16 protein-coding genes are annotated in these 26,675 nt (G+C 28.8%); 5 read left to right on the forward strand and 11 right to left on the reverse strand.

Annotated elements, in window-relative coordinates; translation table 4 throughout:
* Window positions 1-143: 143 nt before the first annotated feature.
* The 5 genes from EXC46_RS02355 to secA all read right to left on the reverse strand — a co-directional run bounded on the left by EXC46_RS02355 (window position 144) and on the right by secA (window position 8,399).
* Entirely contained in the window at window positions 144-2,726 is a 2,583-nt protein-coding gene (locus tag EXC46_RS02355) for an MnuA family membrane nuclease (RefSeq protein ID WP_052353021.1), read from the reverse strand.
* Between the two features lie 181 nt (window positions 2,727-2,907).
* Window positions 2,908-4,263 carry an asparagine--tRNA ligase gene (gene asnS, locus EXC46_RS02360; RefSeq protein ID WP_027333755.1) on the reverse strand — a complete coding sequence of 452 codons (1,356 nt, stop codon included), beginning with the start codon at window positions 4,261-4,263 and terminating at the stop codon, window positions 2,908-2,910.
* Between the two features lie 25 nt (window positions 4,264-4,288).
* The gene (locus EXC46_RS02365; protein ID WP_027333756.1) at window positions 4,289-4,750 is read right to left on the reverse strand and encodes a YhcH/YjgK/YiaL family protein; all 462 of its coding nucleotides are present in this window, start codon (window positions 4,748-4,750) and stop codon (window positions 4,289-4,291) included.
* Between the two features lie 9 nt (window positions 4,751-4,759).
* Window positions 4,760-5,230, reverse strand: coding sequence for a hypothetical protein (locus tag EXC46_RS02370; RefSeq protein WP_027333757.1), 471 nt, complete (start codon window positions 5,228-5,230; stop codon window positions 4,760-4,762).
* Window positions 5,223-8,399: a preprotein translocase subunit SecA gene (gene secA / locus EXC46_RS02375; RefSeq protein ID WP_084262961.1), complete on the reverse strand. Its 3,177-nt coding sequence runs from the start codon at window positions 8,397-8,399 to the stop codon at window positions 5,223-5,225. The genes EXC46_RS02370 and secA overlap by 8 nt, the downstream gene beginning before the upstream one ends.
* Window positions 8,400-8,555: 156 nt before the next feature.
* On the opposite strand from secA, the gene trpS reads away from it, so the two are divergent.
* The 4 genes from trpS (at window position 8,556) to EXC46_RS02395 (ending at window position 12,252) form a co-directional block, all read left to right on the forward strand.
* Window positions 8,556-9,551, forward strand: coding sequence for a tryptophan--tRNA ligase (trpS, locus tag EXC46_RS02380; RefSeq protein WP_027333758.1), 996 nt, complete (start codon window positions 8,556-8,558; stop codon window positions 9,549-9,551).
* Window positions 9,552-9,571: 20 nt separating this feature from the next.
* Window positions 9,572-11,317 carry a threonine--tRNA ligase gene (gene thrS, locus EXC46_RS02385; protein WP_165005593.1) on the forward strand — a complete coding sequence of 582 codons (1,746 nt, stop codon included), beginning with the start codon at window positions 9,572-9,574 and terminating at the stop codon, window positions 11,315-11,317.
* Window positions 11,310-11,783: a hypothetical protein gene (locus EXC46_RS02390; protein WP_027333760.1), complete on the forward strand. Its 474-nt coding sequence runs from the start codon at window positions 11,310-11,312 to the stop codon at window positions 11,781-11,783. The genes thrS and EXC46_RS02390 overlap by 8 nt, the downstream gene beginning before the upstream one ends.
* 91 nt (window positions 11,784-11,874) lie before the next feature.
* Complete coding sequence (locus EXC46_RS02395; protein WP_027333761.1) at window positions 11,875-12,252, forward strand: hypothetical protein; 378 nt, start codon at window positions 11,875-11,877, stop codon at window positions 12,250-12,252.
* A gap of 409 nt (window positions 12,253-12,661) precedes the next feature.
* Here the strand turns inward: EXC46_RS02395 and EXC46_RS02400 are convergent, their stop codons facing one another.
* Window positions 12,662-17,746, reverse strand: a complete 5,085-nt coding sequence (locus EXC46_RS02400) for a GA module-containing protein (protein WP_027333762.1) — start codon at window positions 17,744-17,746, stop codon at window positions 12,662-12,664.
* A 405-nt stretch (window positions 17,747-18,151) separates the two neighbouring features.
* On the opposite strand from EXC46_RS02400, the gene EXC46_RS02405 reads away from it, so the two are divergent.
* Entirely contained in the window at window positions 18,152-19,525 is a 1,374-nt protein-coding gene (locus EXC46_RS02405; RefSeq protein ID WP_129622154.1) for a dihydrolipoyl dehydrogenase family protein, read from the forward strand.
* 50 nt (window positions 19,526-19,575) lie between these two features.
* On the opposite strand, the gene EXC46_RS02410 is transcribed toward EXC46_RS02405, so the two are convergent.
* From EXC46_RS02410 to EXC46_RS02430, 5 genes are all read right to left on the reverse strand, one after another.
* A complete protein-coding gene (locus tag EXC46_RS02410; protein ID WP_129622155.1) occupies window positions 19,576-20,160 on the reverse strand; it encodes a type III toxin-antitoxin system ToxN/AbiQ family toxin in 585 nt (194 codons plus the stop codon).
* A 380-nt stretch (window positions 20,161-20,540) separates the two neighbouring features.
* Window positions 20,541-22,982: an ATP-binding cassette domain-containing protein gene (locus EXC46_RS02415; protein ID WP_027333752.1), complete on the reverse strand. Its 2,442-nt coding sequence runs from the start codon at window positions 22,980-22,982 to the stop codon at window positions 20,541-20,543.
* Window positions 22,969-24,072 carry an ABC transporter ATP-binding protein gene (locus EXC46_RS02420; protein ID WP_044888921.1) on the reverse strand — a complete coding sequence of 368 codons (1,104 nt, stop codon included), beginning with the start codon at window positions 24,070-24,072 and terminating at the stop codon, window positions 22,969-22,971. The genes EXC46_RS02415 and EXC46_RS02420 overlap by 14 nt, the downstream gene beginning before the upstream one ends.
* The gene (locus tag EXC46_RS02425) at window positions 24,035-25,459 is read right to left on the reverse strand and encodes an ABC transporter permease (RefSeq protein ID WP_027333750.1); all 1,425 of its coding nucleotides are present in this window, start codon (window positions 25,457-25,459) and stop codon (window positions 24,035-24,037) included. Before EXC46_RS02425 ends, EXC46_RS02420 begins: the two co-directional genes overlap by 38 nt.
* Window positions 25,459-26,616, reverse strand: a complete 1,158-nt coding sequence (locus EXC46_RS02430) for an ABC transporter permease (RefSeq protein WP_027333749.1) — start codon at window positions 26,614-26,616, stop codon at window positions 25,459-25,461. Before EXC46_RS02430 ends, EXC46_RS02425 begins: the two co-directional genes overlap by 1 nt.
* Between the last annotated feature and the right edge of the window lie 59 nt (window positions 26,617-26,675).

Genomic DNA, 26,675 nt, shown 5'->3' on the forward strand with positions numbered 1-26,675 from the left:
TTTAATAATGTAATAACATAAGAGATTTTTAATATTTCAAATCTTAAATGAAAATATTTTTTATATTATAAACAATATATGTATATTTTTGTAAAAATATACATCATAAAAAAACCAAGCTTTTGGGCTTGATTTAATTTTCATTAGATGTCCCCTAAAAATGGTATTGTCTTTCTGTATGAAAAACTTTCAACATTGTTGTTATCTGGAAAGCCAGAAGGTCTCACGAGGTCTGCGTCATAAATAATAGCAATTTGTTCTTCTTGCCCTCTTCCGATTCATGAATATTTGTTTAGATAAGCTTCAGGAACTTCGACATCTTCAACGTTCTGGATAATACATTGGAAATTTCTTCCTGATAACTTATTTAATCTACTTACTATTTCATAAACTTGTTCACCTCTATTTTTGTTAATTTCTGTAAGACCAATAATATCAATCCCTGATTTTCAAATAAGTCCAGCAATTGCTAGTGATTTAGCATTATGATGTGCAAAATTTAAAATATTTCAATGTGCGATTCTTAAAACATTTTTTTCTTTTGGATTAATTTCTAGTGTCGATGGATTAGTTTCTAACTCATTATTTAGAATTTTAAGATCTGTATAAACTGGAGCGTGGTCACTAATTACATATTTAATGATTTGAAAGTCAGTTTTGTCATCTGATTTATAATGCTTAAATCTTCCATTATCTTCTATTGAATCAACTAATTGTTTTTTATTTCAAATTCCATTATAAAAACCGTTAATAATATCAACTTTAAATCTTGTTGCTTCAAAATTTGAATCAACAATTTGTTTAACACCAATTAAACCTGGTGTGTTATTAACAAAAAACATTTTATCATATGGTTCTGAATAATTTGAATTATTACCAAGAGATGTAACGTAATTATTTTCAGGCGAAAGAGAATTTGTTCATAAACCTGTTAAGGTTGCGTCCACACCACTAAAATTTGAGTGATTTTGTAGATCAAAATTCTCGCTTTTAATATTTGTATCTCCACCAAAAATAACAAAATCGTTTTCATTACCTGCTTCTAGATAATATTTCATCACTTTCGGTAAACTTAAAAACTCACTAACTTCTTGTGCTCCTTGTGATCTAACGCTAATGTTAGGACTAGGTTCTTCTTTTCTCTTACCTGGTGAATCTAAATGATCAAATATAGTAATAATTCCAGGTAAATTTAAGCTTTGGTTTACAAATTCAAATCTAGCTCCAAAAGGTGGTCTTACATAAATCGTTTCACTTTCGGTGGTTGCGTCTACTTTTGGCTCGTTTGGTGTAACTTCTCTTGAGGGCTCATTTTCTTTGCTTGAAGCTGGTTCATTTGAAGTTTCCAAACTAGATTCGTTAACTAAAATTGGATTTAAATCAATTACTTGATTATATGTATTTGCACTCGTTGTAAAATTTTCAATTGTTATAATGTTTTTTTGCGAATCATAAATTGAATAAATAGAAAGATATTTTGATTTAGCAAAATCAGGATCCTCTTTTCCAAGTTCTGTAAAATTGAAGAAACCATTTTGTTCTTCACTAGCTCCACCACCATAAAATCCAATAAATTCTTGGTTTTTGTATTTATGTAATCTTATTTTGTATTTGTTATCAGAGATTTTTTCAGCTCACTTGTTGATATGTTTTTCTAATGCTGCTTTAAATTTATCTCCGCTTTTTGTTGTGTTGTAAACTAAAAGAGCTTTTTCTTGTATTGTGTTTGAATGTTCGTTGTCAGCTCTAGTTTCGTTGTTTTCTGGATTTGAAGTGGAATTATTTGAAGTATTAGAACTATTATTAGGTTGATTTTGCACAGGATTGCTATTTTGATTTGAATTTGTATCTGAATTTTCAGTTGGTTTTGTTGCTTCTCCAGTTTCATTTGTTGTTGGTGCAAATGTGTCTGTTGAATTATTTGGAGAAGTTTCATTATTAGTTGCATTGCCTGCACTTGATTCATTAGGATTTGCTTGTGTGTTTGAATTATCAGTATTTTGGTTATTTGAATTAACACTAGAACAATCAATTTGATTTAAATCAATAACTTGGTAATAAGTATTTCTGTTTGTTTTTAAGTTATCAATTGTTAAAGTGTTTGCCTGGCTGTCATAAACAGCTTCAAAACTGAAAAATCTACCTAATTCAAAGACATAATCTTGTTTTGCGGTTGTTGTTAAATCAAAAAAACCGTTAATAGTCGAATCAGATCCATAACCGTAAAAACCAACAAACTCTTGATTTTGATATTTATGTAATTTAACAAGATAGATTCTGTCACTTTTTTGAATTCCACGTGCTTTAGCAAGATCTAGAGCTTCGAAAAATTTATTTACGTCCATTTGTGTGTTATATTCCAAAAGCAGATGTTTTTCAACTGAAGTTTCAACATTATTTTCGGTACTAGCTTCATTTGGCTCGTTATTTGTATCAACACTATTATTTTCAGAATTATTGTCAGCAGCATTTTGGTTAGAACTAGCACCTTGGTTTTGTGCTTCTTTATTTGTTTCTGCTTCTTTAGTATTTAGATTTTCTTTATTTTGATTATTACTTGAACTAGTATTATTATTCGTTGAACTATCAGAACTAGAATTAACATTTCCATTTTCTTTCTTTTCAACACGAACTTTGCAACCAGCACTTGAAAATGTTAAGGAAGCGATTAAGGAAGCGGTGATTAAAGTGTTTATGCTTTTCTTGAATTTTTTATATTTTTTCATCTTCATTACCTACTTTCATTAATAGCTTTATAAAAATTACATTACCATTATAAATATGAATTTTCAAAAAATAAAAATTTTTAAATTTTCTTGTACTTGAAAATGGAAAGTTTATCAATAAAAGCGACAAAAAAAGAATAAGCAACTAAAACTAAATTTGCTTATTCTCATTTTTTGATAATTACATACGAATGTTTCCGTTAGTTCTTGGGTAAGGAATTGTGTCTCTAATGTTTTCAATTCCCGTTACATACATAACTAATCTTTCAAAACCCACACCAAAACCAGAACTTAAAAGATGTCCAAATCTTCTTAAATCTAAATATCATTGTAAGTCTTCTTGGTCGATGTTTAACTCTTTTACTCTTTGGGTTAATTTTTCATAATCTGATTCACGTTGGCTACCACCAATTAATTCTCCAACACCAGGAACTAATAAGTCAAAAGCAGCAACTGTTTTACCATCATCGTTTTGATGCATATAGAAAGCTTTAAAATCTTTCGGGAAGTTAATAACAGCAATAGGAGCGTTGTACACTTTTTCTGTTAAATATTTTTCATGCTCACTACCTAAATCAAGACCAAATTTAATATCTTTATTTTCAAAAATATTTCTTACTTTTGCTAATTCTTCAATTGCATCTTTATAATCAACAATTTGGAGTGGAGTATGAATAAATTTATTAATTCTTTCTAATAAACCGTTGTTTGTATATTGGTCTAAAAATTCCATTTCAGCTTGATGTTTTGCAACTGTATTTGCTATAACAACTTTAAGCATATCATCAGCTAGTTGAATAATATCTTTTAAATCATAGAAAGCAACTTCAGGTTCAATCATTCAGAATTCAGCTAAATGTCTTTTTGTGTTTGAACGTTCAGCTCTAAATGTTGGGCCGAATGTATAAATTTTATTCATACCAATTGCATATGATTCACCATGTAATTGTCCTGTTACACCAAGTGTGGCTTTGTTGTTTTTGCCAAAGAATGGGTCGTTAATGTTTCCATCAGAAACTGAAAAAGTTTCTCCAGCTCCCTCTCCATCGTTAGAAGTAATGATTGGGCTATTCATGTAGAAAAAGTCACGATGTGCGAAGTATTTGTGAATTTCTTGCGCTAAAGTTGATCTAATTAACATAATTGATCTAAATACATTAGTTCTATGTCTAAGATGTGGTAATTCCCTTAAAGTTTCTAATTTAATTTCTTGGTTTTGAATTGGATAATCCTCATCAACTTTTTTGGCACTGATAATTTCTGTGACGTTCATTTCAATAGGTTGCGGTGCATCAGGTGTTGCTTTTAGTGAACCAGCAACTTTAAGTGCACTTCCTGGTTTGAGACTATCTAGTAAATCAAAATCAAATTCACCTTTAAAAACTAATTGTAAGTTTATAACAGTGGTTCCATCATTTAATTCAATAAAACGAATTTTTTTGTTTCCTCTATTTGATGAAACTCACCCAGCAATTTTAACATTTGTTCATCCATCATAAAATGCAGGTTTTAAAAGTATTTTTTTCACTGTTTCCATAGTTTTCTCTTTTCTCTTTTTAAATTTAAAGTTTAATTTTAACAATATATTTGTTAATGTTTTTTATATTATACTCTTTAATTTTAGGGGCATGAAATTCATTCGGTAAAAATAAAGCAAAAGTTCCTGGCTTTAAAGTTACAAAATCATTTAAACTTTTAGTTTTAGCGAAAATAACATCATTCTTTTCGTCTGCTAAAAGAATGTCCTCTTTTTCATATTTAAACTCATTTTCGTAGTAAATAAGTTCTTCTGAATCACCACCATAAAGGTGAATATCAACAAAATGATTGTGAATTTCACCAAAAGTAATTCCTGGATAAAAATCTTCAAAATCACGTTTAATGATTTTGATATTTTCATCAACGATATTAGCTCCTTTTTCAAGGCTACTAAAATCAATTGTTTCTAATAACATTAAAGCTTTATTGAGTTGCTCATATTCAGTTTTATATTTTTTAGCATTTTTTACTGAATCAAAAATCATAATTCTCCTTTAAAAAAATCCAAATGAATGCATAGATAATAAAATAAGCGGAATCGATGCTAATAAATAAGTTACAAAAACTAAATAAAATCCAAAATTACTACGATTTTTCTTACTTTCTTTTTTTGCAAGTCTTTCTTTTTCTAAACGATGAAAAACTTCTTTTTCTTGATGACTCATTTTTTGCATACGACGTTCATTTCGAATTTGATGGTTTGTTTCAAGATTCGAACGAATTCGTTCAATTGTTCCTCTTAAAAATCCTCACTTGAACACCAATACAAAAAGGCTACTTAAACAAGTTATAAATGTAGCTACCGAAAAAAGATCAAGAAAATTTAATTTAATTTCTCTTCTTGTTTGACCGAGAACAAAAATTCCGAAAAGAGAAATTCATAAGATAAAGAATCCAATAAAAATTAAATATGTTCTTTTTTCTTTGAAACGATTTTTTAAATAAAGAATAATTTTTCTATTCATTTGTTGGAACTACCTTTTTAGGACGTCCTCTCTTTTTGGTAGCGTTTGTTGTTTTTATTTCTTTTTTATCATTTTTTGCTGATTGATTCTTTTTATTTTTTGAGCTTGTTTTTGCTAGTTTTGGATTAGATTTTGTATTTTCTTTTTGATCTTTTATTTCAATTGATTTAGCTTTATTCTCTTTTTTAGCCACTTTTTTTACTTTTATTTCTTTTTGCTTTGTTTCTTCACGTTGTTCAATAAAACTATTATCTACAAACTTTTCCTGTTCTAAGAGTTCATTTTCTAGTCTTTGTAACTCTTTTTTAGATCATTCTCATTCTCTTAAAGTCGAAAGAAATTGGTTGTTTAAATCAGAATATTTAAGGAGGAGAATTGTATCATATGGATTTTCATCAAGTTGTTTATTAATTTTCTCGATTTCAGCATTAGTTTGTTTGTGTCTATTTTCACGAAGTATTGACTCTTGTTTCCATTCTTCGATTTCTCTTTTTAAAATACGAACAGGGTCATTTTCATAAGCGATTCGAGCTGCTTCTTCTGCTGCTAATCTAGCAGCTTTAGCTTCTTCTTCAGCTTTAATACGAGCCTGTTCAGCTTCTTCAAATTTACGTTTTTCTTCTAATTCTGCTTGTTTTTTACATTCAGCTTCAGCTTTAGCTTGTTCTTCGATTTCAGCTAAACGATTTTTAATTGAAGTGAAAATTTCTAACAATTGTTTTTCTTGATCTTCAAATGGTAAATTAGGGTCAAAATAATAAGTGCTTGCTAATTGTTGGAAAAGCGGATCTTGACGCACTTCTTTGGTAATAATTGATTTTTGACCAATTCTATTTGAAAATAGTTTAAGCATAACATCATAAGCTATGTCCTCAAGCATAAATTCAAATGTTTTGGTTCCTTCTTCAGTATAAACTTGATAAGGATTCTTTTGAGAATATTGAACTAAATTAACATTAGATCTTAATTTATCCATCTTATTGATGTGATTTTGTCATTTGTTATCAAGCGTTGTTAAAATAATTTCTTTTTCGATTTGGTTTAATTCTTCATATGAAACATTAAGTAAGGCATTTTCTTTTCAATGCTCGTAAACAGTTAAAATAATTTGTGCAACATAATCAGGTAAGTCGTTTTCATGAATTTTTTGGATTTCATGAAGATCAAAATTAAATTTAACTAATTTACCAATATTTTCGTTTAAAAATTGCACAAGCGCTTCATAATTATAAGTTCTATTGTGTAAGTAATATTCAGCACTTCTAATAATTGAACGTGCTGATGAAGCAATCATTCTTTGAATTATAAAATCAACTTTTGAACTACTTAAAATTAAATCTCTTTGTGAATAAATTAAATCTCTTTGTTGTCTAATAACATCATCATAATTTAAGACAGATTTACGTGAGTCGTAATTAAATCCTTCAATTTTCTTTTGAGCATGTTTGAAACCAAAAGCAAGCTGTTTGCTTGTAATTTCTTTCCCTTGTTCGTCACGATAAGCATCTTTAAATGAATCATGATCTGCAAATCTTTGCATTAATTGATCTTCAAGCGAAACAAAAAACTTACTTGTTCCAACATCACCTTGACGACCGCTTCTTCCGCGTAATTGATTATCAATTCTTCTTGATTCTGCACGATCTGTGCCTAATACATAAAGACCACCAAGTTTAATTGCTTCAGGTGATGGTTTGATATCGGTTCCACGACCGGCCATATTTGTAGCTATTGTAACTGATTTTACTTGTCCGGCACGCGAGATAATTTCGGCCTCTGAAGAATTTTGTTTTGCATTTAAAACTGTATGTGGAATACCACGATTTAATAAAATCTTATGTAATGCTTCTGAATCCTCAATTTGCGCAGTTCCAACTAAAACAGGTTGTCCTTTAGCATATAATTCAGCAATTTTATCTGCTGCAGCATTTCATTTGTCCATGCTTGTAACAAAAATTGAGTCTGGTTCATCAACTCTTGCAATTGGTTTATTTGTAGGAACAACGTTAACACGCATATTATAAATATCAATAAATTCTTGTTCTTCTGTTTTACCAGTTCCTGTCATTCCACAAAGTTTTTTAAACATTCTGAAAAAGTTTTGGTAAGTAATAGTTGCTAATGTTTTAGTTTCTGGTTCGATTTCAACCATTTCTTTAGCTTGGAGTGCTTGTTGAAGTCCTTCTGAATAACTTCTTCCGTCCATAATACGACCTGTAAAGGCATCAACTAGTTCAATTTTCCCTTCACGAACGATATACTCAACATCAATTTTCATAATTTTGTGAGCTCTTAAAGCATTTGAGATAAGATGAACAGTTTCTGAATTTTCAATATCGTAAAGATTATTTACTTTATAAAACTTATTAGCTTTTGCAATACCTGAATGCGTAAGAGTAATCGATTTAGATTCATCGTCAATAACATAGTCATCAGGCCCTAAAGTTCTTACAAATTGATCGGCAGCAAAGTAACTACTAATATCTTCTTGTTCTCCACCTGAAATAATAAGCGGTGTTTTAGCTTCATCAATTAAAATTGAATCAACCTCATCAATTAAACAAAATTGTAATCCTCTTTGAACCTTTTCAGAAAGGTTTGACACCATATTATCCCTAAGGTAGTCAAAACCAAGTTCAGAGTGAACTGAATAAGTAATATCACAAGCGTAAGCATTTCTTTTATTATAAGGATCCATTTGTGCCTTATTAACACCAACGGTAAGCCCTAGAAATTTAAAAACTTGTCCCATCTCTTCAGCATCACGTTCACTAAGGTATTCATTAACAGTTGAAACAATAGCACCTTTACCGAGTAAGGCGTTTAAATAAACAGGAGCAATCGAAGTAATAGTTTTACCTTCTCCTGTTTTCATTTCTGCTACAGAACCAAGATCTAACAAAAGGCCACCTAGCATTTGAACATCGTAAGGTCTTTTACCTAAAACACGCTTTGTTGCTTCACGAGAAACAGCAAAAACATCATTACGAATTTCTTCTAATGTGTGTCCTTTTTTAATCAATTCTTTAAAAAAATCAGTTTGAGATTTTAACTCTTCATCACTCATTTTGGCAACAATTGGCTCAAGTTTATTAATTTTTTTGAGTGCTTGTTCAGCTATTCTCATTTCTGTAGTTTTAAAGTCAAAAAATTCTTTTAATTTTTTCATATTTTAATATTATAAACCAAAGCTGTAGATTTAAGCAATATTGATATTAAAACTTTGTTATCTATTTTAGGGAGTAAAGAAATAAAAAAGTATTATAATTTAAAAACGATTAAAAAGAGAAGCAAAATGTAATTAAATATAATTAAGGAGCAAGATATGAAAAAAAGATTGATAAGCGGAATAAAACCAACTGGAGATTTAACGTTAGGAAACTACATTGGCGCCCTTAAAAACTTTGTTAAATTACAAGATGAATATGACGCTTATTTGTTTGTGGCTGATTTACACGCATTAACAACAGGTACAATTGATCCTGCTGAACTTAAAAAAGCAAGATATGAAACTGTTGCTATGTATTTAGCTTGTGGTTTAGATCCACGTAAAGCAACAATTTTCTTTCAAAGTGATTTAGCAGAACATTCCGAAGCTCAATGATTACTCACAACCGAAGTTTCAATTGGTGAATTATACCGAATGACACAATTTAAAGACAAAAGTCAAAAAGTCATCAAGCAAGATAATGGTACAGAAAAAATTCCTGTTGGTTTGCTTATGTACCCAATTTTAATGGCGGCAGACATTTTAATTTATAATGCTGATGTAGTTCCGGTTGGAGAAGACCAGCAGCAACATTTAGAGTTAACAAGAACCATTGCAGAAAGATTTAATAAAAATTATCAAGCAGGATTTCAAATTCCAAAAGGTATTGTTCCTCCTGTTGGAGCAAGAATTAAGTCGCTAACTAACCCGCTTGTGAAAATGTCAAAAAGTGAAAAAAGTCAAAAAGCGACGATTTATTTACATGATGATCCTGAAGTTGCTTACAAAAAGATTTTAAAGGCTGTAACAGATTCAGAAAACAAAGTTTATATTTCTGAAGATAAGCCAGGAATTTTAAATTTATTACATATTTATGCTTCATTAACAGAAATTAGTTTAGAGCAAGCTGCTGAAAAATTCAAAGACGCAAATTACGCCGAATTTAAAACAGCTGTTGCTGAAGTCGTTAAAGCTGAATTGATTAAAATTCAAGCTAAATATCAAGAAGCGAAAGAATTGGTTGAAAAAACCGTCAATGAAGGTGCGATTAAAGCTAAAGCAATTTGTAGTCCAATAGTATCAAACCTTAAAGAAAAAATGGGTTTTAAATAATCTAGAAAGGTGAAAATAAAATGATTAAAGCTGATAAAAAACTTAACCACACAACAAGTCACTTATTAGGTGCAGCTGTTTCAAGAATGTACCCTGATGTTAAATTAGGATTCGGTCCTGCAACTGATGAAGGATTTTATTACGATTTTGAATTTGCTACACCTCTTAGTGAAAATGAACTTCCAAAAATAGAACGTGAAATGAAACGTTTAGCATCACGTAATTTAGTAATGAAAAAAGTCTCAATTGATGAGTATGATTTTACAAATAAACCTTACAAAAAAGAACTTTATGATGAGCTTGTTGCAAAAGGGGCAGAAATTACTTTTTATGCTCTTGTTGATCCATTAAGCAACGAAACAATTTTTGTTGATTTATGTGCTGGTGGACACGTTGAAGATACTAAACATATTAAAAATCTTAAATTACTTAATTTAGCAGGTGCTTATTGAAGAGGAAACTCTGATAATATTCAATTAACTCGTATTTATGGTACTTCATGAAATACAAAAGAAGAATTAGATCAATATTTAGAAATACTAAAAGATCGTAAAGAACGTGATCACAGAAAAATTGGTAAAGAAATGAAACTTTTTACCTTTAATAAATTAGGTGGTCAAGGATTTCCTTTTTGATTAGAAGATGGAATGTACATTCACAACGAAATTCGAAATTTAGTACTTAAAATGGATCGTAAATATGGATTTACCGAAGTTTTAACTCCACACTTTGGAGAAGAAACACTATACAAAATTTCAGGTCACCTAGCACACTATAAAGAGGATATGTTTAAGCCAATTGTTATCGAAAACGAAAGATTAATTCCACGTCCAATGACATGTCCACACCACATTATTTGTTACAATACAGAAAAACGTTCATATCGTGATTTACCAATTAGATATAGCGAACAATCACAACTTTATCGTTATGAAAAATCAGGTGCATTAACAGGTCTTGAAAGAGTTAGAGGAATGCTCCTAACAGAAGGACACTTATTTGTGCGTAAAGATCAAATTGCGCAAGAATTTAAACACATGTACAACCAAGTTAAAGAAACACTTGAAGCATTTAAAATTAAAATTAGTTATGTTTCTTTAAGTTTAAGAGATCCTGAAGATAAAGAAAAGTATTATGAAGATGATCAAATGTGAAATGATGCTGAAAATGAATTGAGAAAAGTTTTAGATGAACTTGGTGTAGAATACGAAGAAAAAATTGGTGAAGCTGCATTCTATGGTCCAAAAATGGACATCCAAATTTTCACAGCACTTGGGCACGAAATTACTGTTTCAACCTTGCAATTAGACTTCTTACTTCCACAAAGATTTGAAATTAGTTTTATTAACAAAGACGGAGAAGAAGAAAGACCGGTTATGATTCACCGTGGTTTAGTTGGAACATATGAAAGGTTTGTTGCTATTTTAATTGAACAAACAAAAGGTGTTTTACCATTTTGATTAGCACCTAAACAAATTACAGTTATTCCAGTTAATAATGAATCTGATCTTGAATATGCAAATGAAGTTAATGAATATCTTTTTGATCAAGGATTCCGTTCAAAACTAGATGCACGTGATGAAAGATTAAACAAGAAAATTCGTGAAGCACAAATGTCTAAATCGAAAATCCAAGTAATCCTTGGTCAAAACGAAAAAGACAAAAGAGAAGTTTCATTTAGAAAATATGGTGAACAAGAAACTCAAACATTACCACTTGATGAATTTGTTCTTTACTTACACAAATTAAGAGCTTCTCGTGATTAAAAATAATCAAAAAATATACAAAGCAACAATCTTGTTGCTTTTAATTATTTTAGGGCTTTTTAACATCTTAATAAGCTCAAATATTATTAGAATAAATTTATTTAATTTGCCTGTTTTAGATGCTAAAATAGGTTTTGTGCTTCCTTATTATGCTCGTATAATTTCATGTTTTATTTATACTTTAATTATCTTTGCTTGTGGTAGTTTTTTAGTTTATAAAAATAAGTTGTCGTCGTTTTTCTTTCAAAATTTAATTTTTATTTTAGGTATTTTTATCACTTTTGCTTGAATACCAGTTACAATCATAGAAAAAGATCCAGAAACGAGCAAACAAATAACATCAAGCTGAAACTGGCTTTGATATAAAGGTGATGTTGCTATTGTTTTTGCCTTTTATGCTATTTTCTATTTTGTTTCAATACCTTTATCAAATAAACTAAGAAGACAAAGTGATTCACTAATCTAATGAAAAAACATCTTGCAAAAGGTGTTTTTTCTTGCAATTAACTATTTTTCGATTTTTAAAAAAGGTAAAATATTAATGGAGAATAGTTATTATGAAGAACAAATTTTACAAATGAATAAGCTTCGCTCTTTTAGCATCAACTCCTTTATTAAGTTCCGGAAGTTGTTGTGCATCAACAAAAACTGCAACAAAACCAGCTGAAGAAAACAAAACTGCGGAAAAAGAAAAAGAAACTAATAACAATCAAAATAATTCTAAAGAATACTTAAAGCAACTTGTAGATAGATATTTTGCAGTTTCTATTTCATTCATGCACCCTGATCTTTCAATTCAAAAAGTAGATGAAAACGGAAATGTAGAAATAGATGAATTTAATAATACCCCAGTAAGAGTAGCTAAATCAGAACAAGAAATAAACACCCTCAAGGCAAATATGCTTGCAAAGTTAGATCTTAATCGTAAAAATTAAACTGAATTAGAACAAGAAATTCATAACAAACAAAAAGAAATCTTAGATTTATATAACAAAACTTGATTTAACAAAAATTACAATACTCAAAACTTTAGTGCAAATTACATTAAAAATAAATTCATCGAAGAAGTTAAAAATCTTTTAAAAGCAAATAAAGTTAGCGAAGCCAAAATAGCAGAAATACTAAACAATTATGAAGCTATTTTAAATGGCGAAAATGAAGACACATCAGTTGAAGGTGGTAATAATCCAATTACAAGATTAAAAAACGGTTACAATTACATTCTTCAACAATTTTAGAATTTCAAAAAGTAAACTAGAAGCTATCCATTAGCTTCTTTTTTATTATAAAAAAAATAGCGCAAGGCTTATTTTGAGTCCTTTACGCTATTTTATTTTATTTTAATTATTTGTTTTGTTTTTTCTTTTTGTAAACAAAGAAGTAAATACCTAATGTAACTATAGTTAGTAAAATTAATGCAGCTGAAATAGGAATTGCTGGATGTAATCTGTCTTTATTGAGCTGGAAATTGATTAAAACAGCACTTCTAAACACTTGTTTTCCGTTATATAAATCTCTGCCTAAAAGCTTATCTTTATTAGCTTCTGGTAAAGCAAATTTATCATGAATTTTGTCCACATTAAAGTAATCAAGATCATTTAAAATAGAATTTAAATCTGTTAAATCTTCATAGTTTTGTGATTTAAGCTCATTATAAATTTCACTGAATTTAGCTTGATCTCTTTGGATTAGTGCATTAACTAAATCCATTTCTAAATTACCAATTTCTTTACCTTTATTTATAGCACTTAATTGCTTGTTAATGATTGTATTTAATGCAGGTAATGAATCTGAAAAAATACTTACATATTGTCTATTAATTAAGTCAACAAGTTCTGCTTTAGCTAATCTATATTCCGCTGTTAAAACAGTTGAGCTTTCAAATCTTGCAAGCGCATTTAATAAATCATTTTTAGCCTGAATATTTAATAAAGTTGCTTGATAAAGTGGAGAAGTAAGACCAAGATCCATTGCTTCTAGAATTTCTCTTGCGATTCTATCAGCTAAATTAGCATCATAATTTTCAGCTAGAGCTACTAAATCGTTAACAATTTGAGCTGCTTTTTCAATAATTTTATTAAGTTCTTCTTTAAATGCATCAAGATCTTCTGGACGGTTTAAAACATTAATATTAACAACTTTATCAATTAATTTCTTCTTATCTTCTTCTGATAAATATGGTGAATTGTTAATTTTATCAATTGGTTCTTGTTTTGTTTTATTTGCTTCAATTGCTTTATTAATAATTTCTTCTTTATAGTCTGAATTTTTGTTATATTCGTCAATTAATTCATCTTTTTCATCTTTATTTAAGTTTGGTAAGTTAAGAATTTCCTCGCGATCAAGTTGTTGTTCAGATTTACCTAATTTTTTGTATGTAGCAACTAAATTATCATATAAAGCTTTCATTTCGTCATACGATAAACCTTCGTTATTATTTGAGTCTACAACGTCTTTGGCTTTATCAAAGTATTGTGCAAATTGTCTCTTAACTTTTTCAACTGAGTTATTGTAAAGATTTGTTTCGTAAACATCACGGTGAGAATTTACAAAGTTAGTTAACTCCTCAAAGATTTCATCTAATCTTTTCTTACCATTGAGTGAGTCAATTCCTTCTCTTAATTTGTTATTTAAGTTTTGAACTTGCTCTTTTGTTAAATTTTTATATTCATTTTTATGAGCATTTTCTAAAGCTTGATCAAAGGTTGCTTTATTTTGAGAGTTCGAATAATTAGGAGTTGTTTTAGTATCTTCAGCTTCCTTAATCAACTCTTTAAGTTTAGCCATTTCATCATCAAGCTCTTTTGCGCTACCGGTTAAAGTATTGTTAGTTTCATCTTGTTTAATAATAGCTTCAATTTGTGCTTTACTTGTTGCGTTTTTAATTTCTTCTTTCAAGCTTTGTTTTTGTAATATATTAAGGTTTTCAAGGTTATTGATTAAATTGATTGAATCATTTTTTGCAGTCTCTAGTTTTTTAATACCATCAAGGTTAATTACTAATTCATCTAAATGTTTTGTTAATTCTTCAACCTCTTCTTTTGTCAGATCTTCTTTTGCTAATTTTTCCTTAATTTCATCTATTTTCTTTTTAAGTTCATCTTGTTGTTCTTTTGAACTTTCTGTAAAGACAGGGTCTTGATCATCGATAATTTTTTCAATGTTTTCAAGTTTATCTTTAAGTTTTCCAAGAGCTTCGTCAAGTTCTTTTGCTTCCTCAACTTTTTTGTTGATTTGATCAACATCTGTAGGAGTGTCAATTTCGTTTTTAAAATTGTCTTTTTGTTCTTGTGAAAGGTTTTCTAATTTATCAATTTGTTTTTTTGCTTTTTGTTTAGCTTCTTCTAGTAATCTATCGCCATGAAGAGCCGCTTCTTTTTCTAAAAGAGCTTCTTTAGCTTTTTCAATAATTTCTTTTGCTGTTGTATTACTTTTAATTAAAGAATCAGCTTGCTTAATTGCGTCATCAAAAGCTGTTTTTTTATCATTTGAAGCTTTATCATAGTTTGAATTTGTAGATGTTTGTTTTTCTTTTGCTTTTTTAAGAGTTTCCTCAAGCTTTTTCATAGCATCATCTAAATCTTTAGCACTTCCAGATAAACTATTATCAGTTGAATCTTTTTTGATAATAGAATCGATAGCATCTTGATCTTTAGCAGTTTTAATTTCGTTTTTTAATGCTTCTTTTTGTTTATCATTAAGATTTTCTAATTCATCAATTAGATTTGAAGCTTCTTCTCTTTTTGCTTTAATTTCCTCGTTTTGATTTGGATTTAAATCATCTTCATTACCATCTAACTGGTTAATAGCTTCTATTAACTTGTTGATGTTTTCTTTAATCTCTTCAGAACTTAAGTTATTATTTAAAGCACCTTCAACTTCATTTATAGCACTATCAAGTTTTGCTTTACTTTCTTCTGTTGAATTATTATATTGGTCATCTTCTTTAATTTCTTTAGCTTTTTCAAGAGCTTTTTTAAGATTTTCCATGTCTCGATCTAATTCAGCAGCTTCACCGGTTTTAACATCGCCATTAACAAGAATAATGTCTTTAATCTCATTGATTGATGTTTTTTCATCAACTTTGTTTTTAAGATCTTCTTTTTGAGCTGCATTAAGATTTATTAATTGATCAATTTCATTTTTAGCTTTTTCTTTTTCAGCTGCTAATAATTCATCACCATTAAGCGCATCTTTTGCAGCATTTAATTTTTCTGTAAGTTCAATTGCTTTTTCTAGTGAAATATTTTCATCTTTTTTATTATTAAGTGCTTCTAATGCGTTATCAAATGCTTTTTTGGTATCTGCACTTGAGTTTTCATAATTAGTTGAATTTTTAGCTTCTTCTGCTTCTGTTAGAGCTTCTTTTAAGCTCTTCATTGCTTCATCTAAATTTCTTGCTTTGTCTCTAATTTCATCATATTTCGCAACTTGGTTTGGATCTAATTCAGAAATTAAGTCAACTTCATTTTTTAAAGCTTCTTTTTGTTTATCGTTCAAGTTTTTTAATGAATCAATATCATTTTTAACTTTGAATTTTTTGATTTGAGCATCGATATTTTCCATAAGAGCTTCAGCTTCAGCTTTTGATAAAGCATTACTATTTGACTTTGTTAAATCATTAGCGTTGTTTGTTAAGTCCACAAATGCTTGTTTTTGTTTGTTATCTTGACTATTTGTAAAAATATCAGATTCCATAAATGTATGAGCTTCAGCAACCTTATCTTTTAATAAGCCCATTGTTGTGTCTAAATCTTTGATTTCACCGTTATTATCATCATTTAAGTTGATTAAAGCTCTGAATTCGTCTAAATTATTTGTGTGTTTGATTTTTTCTTCATATAAAGCTTTTTGAGCTGGACTTAAATTAGTAAATTCAGCAATTTTGTTTTTAGCTTGAATTCTTTCATATTTAAATTCATTAAAAGTATATGAAACATTAAAAATTAATCTACGTGATTCATTTGGATCTAATTTTGAAGTGTAAGATAAATCTCAAAAATCTTCATCAAAATTAGCAATTGTTCCTTCTAATTTTCAATTTCTAAATGTATCAAGTAAATATTGGTTAACAGTTGAATTTTTATTTAATGCATTAAATGTTCTTGAGTATCATGAATCAACATTTTGGTGTGTTTGATTTTGATCTTTAACAATAATTGCAGAATCTGGAATTGTAATTTTTTGGTTGTGTTCAATATCAAAACCTTTAAGAGCAAAAGAAACTGAACTCGGTAATTTGTGAGTAACATTTGGATCTTGTTTTGTTTCTTTGACATCGATAGAGTAATCTACAGCATCTGGATTAATGTTTGCCGCTTTTCAGTTAAAGCTGTAAACATCTGTGTTAAAGTCATATGTTGTATAACCAGCCATAACATAAGCTAAATCACCAGCATTATTAGCATCAAAAATAGCTTGATTTTTTCTTGTTTTGAAAGTTACTTTAAATCAGTTTTGGTCATCATAGTGTGTACCAGTTGGTTTTGCTCCTGTATTGTAACCAAAACCAAAAATAGTTCCAATGTTATTAAATATTGGTGTGTTATAGAAGTTATTTTCGTTAAATACAATGCTTTTTGGCGGATATAAATGACGGTTTCCTATTTTTTCAAGTTTTCTTTCTAATTCACTTCTTCAGTTTTTTAAAAAGGAGGCTCTAATAGGCTGCATATCCGCTCTAACTCCACGGTTATAGTTTGCAACTTTGTCTTTAAAAAATTCACGAACTTCTTTCTTGTAGTTTATTTCACCATTTCAAAATCATGTAGTTCATCTGTTAAAACTTGTTAAATCACCTTTTCAATCATGACCTTGGCTATTAGGGATTGGCATATCTTTTACAATATCATTGTGACTAAAATATAAATTTGATTTGTCGTTTGTGACATAATCAGGATGAACAACAGTTAAAACTTCTTCACTTTTAGTTGTTTTGTAAACTGTAATCTCCATACTATTTGGTACAATTTCTAAACTTTTAGAAATAACTAAACCAAAACGAGGCGAGTTGGTTCACATATTTGCACCTCATCCTTCAGCTTTTAAAAGATCTGGTATTCTATTAAAAGTTGCTTCTCATTCTTGTTCTTCTTCGTATCAACCTTCTTGATTTTCGAATTTATTTGAACCTTCACCCTTCATTTTGATTGTAGCTTTTGAATAGTCTTTATTCGCGTAAATTCCAGGCATTCCTTCATTAAAATAGTAGTTTCATTTTAAAGTACCATCTTTAAAGTTGTATTGGTAGTGAGTTGGGTTGTAAAAAGTAAATTTTGCTTTTGAATTGTAAGAAATAAGGTTCGGAGTATTAGCAAGAACTTGATCGTTTGTTCCTGCTTCTGTTGTACTTGCTGAAAGTAAAGCAAGTGGAAGTGCTACTGGAGCAACTAATCCAGAACCAACTAATAAAATTTTCTTCTTATTCATATATTAAGTATCCTTTTTGTTTTACAAATTGTTTAATTTTTTTAATAAAGTTTGTTTCTATTTTTACTAAAAATAGAAAGCAATAATATAACACTAAAATTATATATTTTCCAAAAAAAAAAAAAAAAAGAATGGTCATTGCATTTAAGGCCAAAAAGTTTGTTTTTTTCGGTTTTTTGTTGCTTTTTCTTAACTTTTTTGTTTTTTTAAATTTAACATCGGTTTTTGTTATATTTTAATTTTTGCAAAATTTTGTAAAAATTTGATTTTCTAAAAGAGTTTTTATGATGAACTGCTTATGATTTCATAAAAAACAAGCAAAAAAAGGATAAAAAACGAAAAAGTTATTTTTTTGTCTTTTTTTGGGGTAAAATTGTAATTATTGCTAAAAAGGAGTTAAAAAATATGTATGATTTAATTATTATCGGATGAGGTAAAGCAGGTAAAACTTTAGCTAATAAATTAGGTAACCTAGAACAAAAGATTGCGCTAATTGAAAAAGATCCAAAAATGTACGGCGGAACATGTATTAATGTCGGTTGTTTGCCAACTAAATCATTAGTTCATGATGCTAAACTAGTTTCTCAAATGCGTCAATTAGGCACAGTTGATGATTACGAAAATAATAATGCTTTTTTCAAAAAAGCAATGGAACATAAAAAGAAATTAGTTGAAAAACTAAATAAGGTGAATTTTGAAATTCTAGAAAAAAATCAAAATGTAACCCTATTTTTAGGAGATGCTGCAATTGAAAGCGAAAACAGTGTTCAAGTAACTACAAAAGATGGGGACAAAATCATCTTAAAAGCTCACAAAATTTTAATAAACACAGGAGCAAAAGCTAACAAATTAAGCATCGAAGGTGCAGATTCTAAAAATGTATTAACAAGTGAAGAATTATTAGAAATTCATGAACTTCCAAAAGATATTTTAATTGTTGGAGCAGGTTTTATCGGGCTAGAATTTGCCTCAATTTTTAATCATTTTGGTTCTCGTGTGACAATTTTCCAAAAAGGTGAAGCATTTTTACCTACTGAAGATAACGATGATGCAAATGCAGTTAAAGAAAATTTAATTAAACGTGGAATTCAAATGGATTTTGATATTGATTTAATCAAATTTGAAGATTTACAAAACGGAAAGACAAAAGTTTATTACAAACAAAATAACATTGAAAAAGAAGCTATTTTTGACAAAATTCTGGTTTCAATCGGTAGAAGACCAAATATTGATGGGTTAGATTTGGAAAAAGCAAAAATCCAACTTAATGAAAAAGGAATAATTATTAGTAATAATTTATTACAAACAACTAATCCTAATGTTTATGTTGCAGGAGATGTTAAAGGCGGCTATCAATTTACTTACATTTCGCTCGATGATTCTCGCATTATTTTTCCACAACTAACAAACCAAGCAAGTGATTACACAAAAGATAAACGTAAATATGTGCCTTTTTCATCGTTTATTGATCCAGTTTATGCACGCGCTGGTTTAAATGAAAAAGAAGCTAAAATGCTTGGTATTGAATATAAAGTTAAATTTTTACCATCACTTAAAATACCTAAAGCACACGTAATTAGAGAAACAGAAGGTTATTACAAAGTATTAGTGGACAAAGAAGATAACATAATTGGTGCAATCGTTTTCAACTACGAAGCTCACGAAATAATTAATCTCTTGTCTCTTGCAATTAAGTTTAAAATTAAAGCGAGTCAATTACGCGATTTCATTTACGTTCACCCTAACTTTACTGAAGCTCTTAATGATCTTTTAAGTTAATAAAAAAGTAACTATAAAAGGATTCAAATTACCTTCAATAGTTACTTTTTTTATCGCTTAAATTTATGCATATTTTCTTCTAGAAGTAGAAAATTGCAATGTTTTGGTCTTATAATTTTGTTTTGCACTTGCCAATTATACAATTTCCTTGCATTATCAAATATTTTGTCTTTTAAATTTAAACAAAAGTTATATTCTTTATCTAGCAAATTTTTGTAATTTTTATCCTCAATTGAATCAAAGTCAATCTTTTTGTATAAACCCTCATAAACAGGTATCATCTTTTTAAAATCTAATATAGCTAAAAGGTGAATAACACTATTTTTATCATGCGGTTTATAAATCATTCGAGATTCAGCTTTATCTATATCTAGAATTTCATAAATGACAAAGTGTTCTCTAGATATATTCTTTAGCTTTTTATGTTTTTCTTTAGCAGAAGTTAATGGAATGAAGTATTTTTTACCACCTTCTATAAAGATTACACCTAGAAAAGGTTTTTTGTTTTTAATATATTCTGGATTTCAGTAAACTTGACTATCATATTGATAAAGAAATTCCAAATATAAAGGGTCAATCTCATAAAATGAAAACTTGTTTTCCATTATCCCTCCAAAATAAAAAATAGCAAGCAAAGCCTGCTATATAATTTAAAGCTCCACTCTTATAATGCAGGCAGCGGGACACCCTAATTTAAAGCTCCACTCTTATAATGCAGGCAGCGGGACACCCTAATTTAAAGCTCCACTCTTATAATGCAGGCAGCGGGACACCCTAATTTACACTTTTATTATAACACCTTCGAAATGGTTTTTATTAAAAGTACTTTAATAATATTAAAAATATGAAATAAAAAAACCTTCTTATTGAAGGCTATTAACACCAAAGCTTACGCTCTCGATTTCGGCTCATTAATATAATTATATATCATTTTTGAGATTTTCATAGTATTTTATTAATTAAAAGTACAAAAAAAGCACCCTGTATATAGGGTACTTTCAAATTGTTACTTATTTTACCTTGAAACAGAATCTTTGGTTCATTTTTCAACTTGTTTTGGAGTTCCGTAGACATAATGATCTTCTTCAACTTTAGCAACTGAAGGAACATTAGGATAACGTTGCTCATCAAGGTATGAAGTTTCAAAAGTCACATCTTTAAATTTCTCATTTGCATTTGAAATTTTAGGAATAGCTTTGAATAAATTGTTTGTGTAAGGGTGAACTGGATTTGAATAGATTTTTTTAGTGTCACCAGATTCAACAATTTTTCCAAGGTGCATAATTTGTACTCTATCGGCAACATATTCAATCATTGAAAGGTCGTGTGCGATAAAGATCATACCAATATTTTTTTCTTTACACAAGTCTTTAAGAAGGTTTACAACCTGTGCTTGAATTGAAATATCAAGTGAGGCAATTGGTTCGTCAGCTACAATAACACTTGGTTCAGTAATTAATGCTCTAGCAATAACAATTCTTTGACGTTGTCCACCACTAAATTCATGTGGGTAACGGTAAGCAAATTGTTTAAGTAAACCAACATCCTCTAAAGCTTTATAAATAGCGTTTTTTGTAAATAATTGAGCTAATTTATATTTACGATATTTATTCATTAAAAATCTAACTAGAGATTTAAATTTAGTTTGATAGAATTTTAAGTCTACAAAAGAAATACCAAGAAGAAGCATAATATTATCAATATCTTTATTAAGGTAGTGTAGCTCTATGTCAAAAGCTTTGTTGTTTTCAATTTTATCAGCAACTGTAGTATTGTAAACTTTGAGTTCAATCTCTTTTTGTTTTAAATCTTCTTTAAGTTTATTTTTAGCTTTAATGTATTCGTTTTTATCCGCAAATAAACCACGTTTATTCAGAATTTCTTTATATTTAACTTTAATTGGCGCAATTATATTAGTTTTATAGAAGACATTAAATTCATTATGAATATTTAAAAACTTATACATTTCTTCTTTTTCTGCTTTTAAGTATTCTTTTTGAATTTTCTTTTCTTCTTCAATTTCTTTTTTATACATTTCAATTCTTTTGATATATTCACCAATATATTTTTCAAGTTCTAAATCAAAAGTTTTTTGTGTCGCTTCAAGATTCTTACGTGCTTCTTGTAAAGCTTGCTTGTTTTGTTTAGGTAATTTGAAAAATTCGGCAAAAACTTTTGAAAAACTCTCTAGTGTTTTTTGTTTATTTTGACTGTAAACTTGTTTATTAGCTTTTCTAGTTTCTTCTGATTTTGAAATGTATCAATTTCAATCAAATTTGAAATCATTTTTAATAATTTCCTTAATTTTTTTGATACTTGCTTTTTTAGTTTCATCAACTACTAATTTATTTTTATAGAAATCACTAAGATAGTCTTGTAAACTTGCAACAAGAGATTTTAATTCTTCTAAATTTAAAAATTGTAATTTATGTAAATTGTGTTTAATTTCTTTTTTAGCAAATAAATTCAACTTATAAAGCTTATATTTATGGAAAAAATAAGAAAGTGAAGATGTGCTATAAGCTTCATTTTTATGAATATTAGCTTCATTTTTAAATTCTTGCACAAAATTACGTAAAGCATTTTTGGCAATGTTAGTAAAATCTTTGTTTTGCGATCTTAAATTATTAAACTCTTTAAATCTTTGAACAAAAAGATCTTTGTTTTCATAGTATAAAGCAGTTTTAAATCTAAGTTGTTTTTGTCTATGATATTCATTTCTTGCTTGCTCTAATTCAACCTCATCAAAATCAATGTTGTTGTTTCTAAAGTCACTTTGTTTATTATCATAAAGCGCAATTAATTGTTCAATATTTTTATAAAAACTATTAACAATTAAAGAGTTAATTTTCCCTCTTTCTTCAAGAAAACCAAAATAAGCATTAAATTGATCATCTGTGCTTTCTGAAGCAGAGAATTCTGCTAATTTAACACTTTGTCATTTTGCGACAAATGGTTTAAGAAGACGATTAGCTACTCTAATATTTTCCAATTCTAATTTAAGACTTTCTTCTAGGAAAGTATAGTGGAAGTTATCAGCAATTTTAATTCAATCTTTACTAATGTCCTTAATTTTGTTTTTAATAATTCCATTTACAACAAGAGGTTCTTTTAAAATGCTATAAATATTATTTTGACCATTTAAAGAAGCCATTGGATCTTGGAAGATCATTTGAATGTTTTTATGCATGAATTTGCTTCTTTTGCGCGAAATTCTTTTTCCTGAAATAATTTGGTTATGTAAAGTAACAAAACCGCTAAAATCATCATAAAGTCTAAGAAGTGATCTACCAACGGTAGTCTTACCACTTCCAGATTCACCTATTAAACCTACTATTTCACCTTTTTTAACATTAAAACTAACATTATCAACTGCTTTATTAACTAAACTTCCGTTAACAAAGTATTTTTTAAGATTAGATATTTCTAAAATATATTCATCTTTATTTTTGTTCATCGCTAAATACCTTTCTAAAGTTTGTTAATCTATTAGTTAATTCTGTTGGAAGCTCTACTTTTGGAGCTTCAGGGTGTAAAAGTCATGTTGCTGCAGCATGTGTTTCACTTATTTCAAAAAGCGGAGGCTCTTTAACAAAGTCAATTTCAAGTGCATATTCATTTCTAGGTGCAAAAGCATCTCCAAGAGGTAAGTTAGACATATCTGGTGGAGTTCCTTTAATTGAGTATAAACGATCTTCTTTATTTTCGGGAATAGCAGAAATCAAAGCTCATGTATAAGGGTGTGCTGGATGTGCGAAAATGTCTTTTTTAGTTCCTTTTTCAACAATTTTTCCAGCGTACATAACATAAATATAATCACATAATTTAGCAACAACAGAAATGTTGTGACTAATTAAAATAATTGAAATATTCATATCTTGACGAATTTGTTCGAACAATGCTAAAACTGAAGCTTGCACAGTAGGATCAAGTGCAGTTGTAGGTTCATCAGCGATAATTAATTGCGGTTTTAAAGCAACAACCATTGTAATTACAACCCGTTGTTTCATTCCACCACTTAAAGTATGAGGATACATATCAAAAATTCGATCTGCATTTCTAATTCCAAATTGTTCAAGTAAACCTACTAAATATTTACGTTTTTCAGATAATTTTTCATCTTTTCAATCTTCATTTTTATTTAAAGCATCTAGTAATTGTTTTCCAATTTTTCTAGTTGGATTTAACGAAGTCAATGGATCTTGTGGGATATAACCAATTTTGTGACCTCTAATTGTTTGTCAAAACTTTTCTTTAGTTGATTGTGTAAGATCAATTCCATCAATTGTCATCAAATCAGCTGAAACAAGTGCATTTTCGTTAATTTTTAAAAGAGATTTGGATGTAACAGTTTTACCACTTCCAGATTCACCAACAAGACCAACAATTTGACCTTTTTTGATGTGTAAATCTACTCCACGAACTATTGTCACAAACTTTTTCTTACCAGTTTTAAAGTTTACTTTTAAGTTCTTGACTCTTAATAATGTTTCTGACATAATTCTCCTCTTATTTAACCTTAATAACTCTTGGATCAAGTGCGTCATGAAGTCCAATTGCCATAAAGTGAAGTGATACTGATATTGATAATAAAATAACTGATGGTAAAAGTAAAATTCAGAAGTTTGTTCCAGCTTGTGTAGCAGCACTAACAAGTAATGCTCCTAAGTTGGTGTTATCTCCTTTAAAAAACCCAAGGAAAGCAAGTGAAGAAATAGACATAATAATTCCAGGGATACGTGAAACATAGCTATTTGCTATTTTACCAATAATAGCTGGTAGAGCATGTTTATAAATTAATCTTGATTTTGAAGCTCCAACTGATTTACTTGCTGTAATAAATTCAGAATCTTTAACAGTGATTATAAATAATCTAGTTCCACCAACTGCTCCTGTTCATCCTGTAAATACTAAAGCAAAAATAAGTGTTCAATCACTTGTTCCAAATGTTGAAGCAAATAAAAGTAATCAAATAAGTGCAGGTGGAGCCACAAAGATTTCAATTAATCTCATGATAATTGTATCAATTCATGAACCAACATGGAAACCTAAATAACAACCTACCGCAACACCAATAATTGTTTGAATAGTAGCAATAATTAAAGCTAATTTAATTGCATTTCAAGTACCAACTCATGAAGAAGTTCAAATATCAATTCCTAATTCATTTGTACCTAAAAGTGAATTTGGATATAAATTAGGATTACTTGGATTTAATTTTTCAATTTGAGTAATAATTTCTCTAATTTGTTCTTCACCAACACCAGCAGCATTTAAATCTACACCTTTGAAAATTGAACCAAGGAAGATGTAAAGATTAATTGCTTTATAGAATTGATATGTATTAATTTCAACTTGTTTTGACTCCGCTGCTTCTCCATTTGATTGAATAACTGTTTTTGTAATAATACGAACAGCTGAACCCGGTTCTTTGATCGATTTAATGTAATCATTATAAAGAACACCGTAGTAATCTTCTTTGAATGCATTAATATATTTTTGATAAGCTTCTTCAGAAATGAATAAAGTCTTTGGTGCTCAATAATTATATGATGGTGGTAAGTTTTTGACATACGGAGAACCTTTCATTGAAATAAAAACAAGTTTTCCGTTTTCATCCACTTTTAAAGAATTGGTAGTTTCGTCTCATTGTGGCACATTGAAAAACATAGTATCACTTATACTTTTAGTAGAATCGTGAGTTCTTGATAAAGTAGAAACGATAGATAAAATTAAAATAATTAAGAAAACAATTGTACAAGCCACTGCAGCTCAATTGGTAAAAAATCTTTTTAAAATTTCAATGAAGATTTTTTTAGGTTTACCAGCAACGTTAACAAAGTTGTTAGCATTATTAGTAACTCTTTTAAACAAATCACTAGAGTTGGCATTAATGTTAAGACCATACTTACGGTTAAATTCTTTAGTGCTCATTAATTACCTCCTTCAGTTGATTTTTGAAATTCTTTAAATTGTTTGTTTCTTTCTAAAGCTGCTGTAAATCAAGCTCTTAAATTGTATTTTGAAGTTGTTCCGTATTTAATTCTTGGGTCTAAAATTGTATAAACCACATCAACAAGAATTGTTGTAAATAAACCTAATGTTGTAAAGAAGAAAGTCGAGAACATAATCAAGTTAATTTCTCCTGTGGGAAAAGCCTGTGATAAAACTTTTGATGTTCCTGGGACTTGTCAGTATGTTTCAATAATAATCCCTCCTGATAAAAGACCAATATATGAAGGAATAATTAAGGCAGCAAGTGGAATTGAAATATTTCTTAAAACATATTTAAAGAAAATTTCACTTCTACTTAAACCTTTTGATTTTGCTATTAAAACATAATTAGATGTTAGAACAGTAACAACTTGGTTACGTGCATATGAAATATATCCTGAAAGCGAACCAAGTACAATAATGAAGATTGGTGGCAATCATGATAAAATGATTTTTCCTCAACCTAACGCTTTAATTACTTGTGGATTGGCTGGGTTTTGGAAAATAGGCGGGATGTTAAAATTCATCAAAATTGAGATAAAGATAGGTGCAACAATAAATGAAGGCAACGCAATAAAAACAAGAGAGAAGAAATTAACAAAGATATCAAATGTTGTACCTCTTTTATAACCGGCTACAATTCCAAGTGTTATACCTAAAATAGCACTAATAATAAATGAAGGTAGTGTAATGATAATTGAAAACTTAATGTATTTAAAGAAAAGTTCAGGTATATTTTTTGCATCTGCTCCTGAAAAAACATTTTGATTAAAAACATTACCAAAAGGGTAGTCTTTGTTAAAAATGTCTTTAAATCAATATCCTAAACGAATAAATGGACTTACCTTAAAATAAATTCAGTCTTTTTTGTGTTCTGCGAAATTAAGATTTGCTGGGGTTAAACGGAAAGCTTTTGATTTTTCAAATAAATCTCTAATTTGACTTTCTGTCAAAGCTTTCTTATCTCCTGCTGATACAGTAAGTTGTCTAGCAAAAGGGTTTTCAGCAAATATAGCCACAGAAAGATATACAACTAAAACAATAATAATTAATGTTAAAATTGCAAGTAAAATTCTCTGGGAAAGATATTTAAACATAATTTCCTTTCTTTTATAAATGAAACAATAAACAAACAGTAGCCTGTTTGTTTATGTGC

This window comes from Mycoplasmopsis glycophila, assembly GCF_900660605.1.
GTDB classification, from domain to species: domain Bacteria; phylum Bacillota_I; class Bacilli_A; order Mycoplasmatales; family Metamycoplasmataceae; genus Mycoplasmopsis; species Mycoplasmopsis glycophila.